Source organism: Macrococcoides caseolyticum (genome assembly GCF_002902665.1).
Classification (GTDB): domain Bacteria; phylum Bacillota; class Bacilli; order Staphylococcales; family Staphylococcaceae; genus Macrococcoides; species Macrococcoides caseolyticum.
In genome coordinates this window covers 2125-5412 of record NZ_PPRM01000009.1, presented here as the reverse complement: position 1 = coordinate 5412, position 3288 = coordinate 2125, and the positions used below count along the sequence as shown (strand labels likewise).

The following is a 3288-nucleotide window of genomic DNA, read 5'->3' as shown; positions in this document are numbered from 1 at the left end:
ACCCGGCAATCCCGGATAAAAAATCTATAAAATTGATTAAGTCTTCGATCGATTAGTATTCGTCAGCTCCATACATTACTGCACTTCCACCTCGAACCTATTAACCTCATCATCTTTGAGGGATCTTATAACCGAAGTTGGGAAATCTCATCTTGAGGGGGGCTTCATGCTTAGATGCTTTCAGCACTTATCCCGTCCATACATAGCTACCCAGCTATGCCGCTGGCGCGACAACTGGTACACCAGAGGTATGTCCATCCCGGTCCTCTCGTACTAAGGACAGCTCCTCTCAAATTTCCTACGCCCACGACGGATAGGGACCGAACTGTCTCACGACGTTCTGAACCCAGCTCGCGTACCGCTTTAATGGGCGAACAGCCCAACCCTTGGGACCGACTACAGCCCCAGGATGCGATGAGCCGACATCGAGGTGCCAAACCTCCCCGTCGATGTGAACTCTTGGGGGAGATAAGCCTGTTATCCCCGGGGTAGCTTTTATCCGTTGAGCGATGGCCCTTCCATGCGGAACCACCGGATCACTAAGTCCGTCTTTCGACCCTGCTCGACTTGTAGGTCTCGCAGTCAAGCTCCCTTGTGCCTTTACACTCTGCGAATGATTTCCAACCATTCTGAGGGAACCTTTGAGCGCCTCCGTTACTCTTTAGGAGGCGACCGCCCCAGTCAAACTGCCCGCCTGACACTGTCTCCCGCCACGATAAGTGGCGCGGGTTAGAAAGTCAACACAGCCAGGGTAGTATCCCACCAGCGCCTCCACGTAAGCTGACGCTCACGCTTCAAAGGCTCCTACCTATCCTGTACAAGCTGTGCCGAATTTCAATATCAGGCTGCAGTAAAGCTCCACGGGGTCTTTCCGTCCTGTCGCGGGTAACCTGCATCTTCACAGGTACTATGATTTCACCGAGTCTCTCGTTGAGACAGTGCCCAAATCGTTACGCCTTTCGTGCGGGTCGGAACTTACCCGACAAGGAATTTCGCTACCTTAGGACCGTTATAGTTACGGCCGCCGTTTACTGGGGCTTCAATTCGTAGCTTCGCATACGCTAACCACTCCTTTTAACCTTCCAGCACCGGGCAGGCGTCAGCCCCTATACTTCACCTTACGGTTTTGCAGAGACCTGTGTTTTTGATAAACAGTCGCTTGGGCCTATTCACTGCGGCTCTTCAGGGCTTGCACCCTAAAAAGCACCCCTTCTCCCGAAGTTACGGGGTCATTTTGCCGAGTTCCTTAACGAGAGTTCGCTCGCTCACCTTAGAATTCTCATCTTGACTACCTGTGTCGGTTTGCGGTACGGGCACCTAATTTCTAACTAGAGGCTTTTCTTGGCAGTGTGAAATCAACGACTTCGCTACTATAATTTCGCTCCCCATCACACCTTGATCTTGATGATTACCGGATTTGCCTGATACTCAATCTCAGTGCTTGGACGTACATAACCAACAGTACGCTTCGCCTATCCTACTGCGTCCCCCCATCGTTCAAACGATCTTAGGTGGTACAGGAATATCTACCTGTTGTCCATCGCCTACGCCATTCGGCCTCGGCTTAGGTCCCGACTAACCCAGAGCGGACGAGCCTTCCTCTGGAAACCTTAGTCAATCGGTGGACGGGATTCTCACCCGTCTTTCGCTACTCACACCGGCATTCTCACTTCTAAGCGCTCCACATGTCCTTACGGTCATGCTTCGACGCCCTTAGAACGCTCTCCTACCATTGTCCAACGGACAATCCACAGCTTCGGTAATATGTTTAGCCCCGGTACATTTTCGGCGCAGCGTCACTCGACTAGTGAGCTATTACGCACTCTTTAAATGATGGCTGCTTCTAAGCCAACATCCTAGTTGTCTGGGCAACGCCACATCCTTTTCCACTTAACATATATTTTGGGACCTTAGCTGGTGGTCTGGGCTGTTTCCCTCTCGACTACGGACCTTATCACCCGCAGTCTGACTCCCGCATTAGATTATCTGGCATTCGGAGTTTGTCTGAATTCGGTAACCCGAGGGGGGCCCCTAGTCCAAACAGTGCTCTACCTCCAGTAATCATCATGCGAGGCTAGCCCTAAAGCTATTTCGGAGAGAACCAGCTATCTCCAGGTTCGATTGGAATTTCTCCGCTACCCACACCTCATCCGCTCACTTTTCAACGTAAGTCGGTTCGGTCCTCCATTCAGTGTTACCTGAACTTCAACCTGGACATGGGTAGATCACCTGGTTTCGGGTCTACGACCTGATACTCATTCGCCCTATTCAGACTCGCTTTCGCTACGGCTCCACATATACTGCTTAACCTTGCATCAGATCGTAACTCGCCGGTTCATTCTACAAAAGGCACGCCATCACCCATTAACGGGCTCTGACTACTTGTAAGCACACGGTTTCAGGTTCTATTTCACTCCCCTTCCGGGGTGCTTTTCACCTTTCCCTCACGGTACTGGTTCACTATCGGTCACTAGAGAGTATTTAGCCTTGGGAGATGGTCCTCCCGGATTCCGACGGAATTCCACGTGTTCCGCCGTACTCAGGATCCACTCAGGAGAGAATAGCTTTTCGACTACAGGGCCTTTACCTTCTATGGCTGACTTTTCCAAAGTCATTCGTCTAAGCTGTTCCTTTGTAACTCCATGCTGAGTGTCCTACAACCCCAGGATGCAAGCACCCTGGTTTGGGCTCTTCCCGTTTCGCTCGCCGCTACTAAGGGAATCGAATTTTCTTTCTCTTCCTCCGGGTACTTAGATGTTTCAGTTCTCCGGGTGTGCCTTCTCATATGCTATGTATTCACATATGGATAACATGACATAACTCATGCTGGGTTTCCCCATTCGGAAATCTCTGGATCAAAGCTTACTTACAGCTCCCCAAAGCATATCGTCGTTAGTAACGTCCTTCTTCGGCTTCTAGTGCCAAGGCATCCACCGTGCGCCCTTAATAACTTAATCTGTTATTAATATTGTGATGTCTGCATAGATGCAGACGCGCGATTTTTTCAAGAATTCAAATATGAACTCACTCGGTTTTGCTTGGTAAAATCTTTATATCTTCTTACTTTATCTAGTTTTCAAAGTACAATATTTAATGGTGGAGACTAGCGGGATCGAACCGCTGACCTCCTGCGTGCAAAGCAGGCGCTCTCCCAGCTGAGCTAAGCCCCCATAAAGGTAATTAAATTGCAGAATATTTATAATGGTGGGCCTAAATGGACTCGAACCATCGACCTCACGCTTATCAGGCGTGCGCTCTAACCAGCTGAGCTATAGGCCCATTATAATC

The 3288-nt window shown here is 50.0% G+C and carries 2 tRNA genes and 1 rRNA gene; all 3 read right to left on the bottom strand.

The annotated features are described in order from the left end of the window. Positions 1-32: 32 nt before the first annotated feature. The 3 genes from CD152_RS02215 to CD152_RS02205 all read right to left on the bottom strand — a co-directional run bounded on the left by CD152_RS02215 (position 33) and on the right by CD152_RS02205 (position 3279). A 23S ribosomal RNA gene (locus tag CD152_RS02215) occupies positions 33-2957 on the bottom strand. Between the two features lie 137 nt (positions 2958-3094). Then, positions 3095-3170, bottom strand: a tRNA-Ala gene (locus CD152_RS02210). A gap of 32 nt (positions 3171-3202) precedes the next feature. Then, positions 3203-3279, bottom strand: a tRNA-Ile gene (locus tag CD152_RS02205). Between the last annotated feature and the right edge of the window lie 9 nt (positions 3280-3288).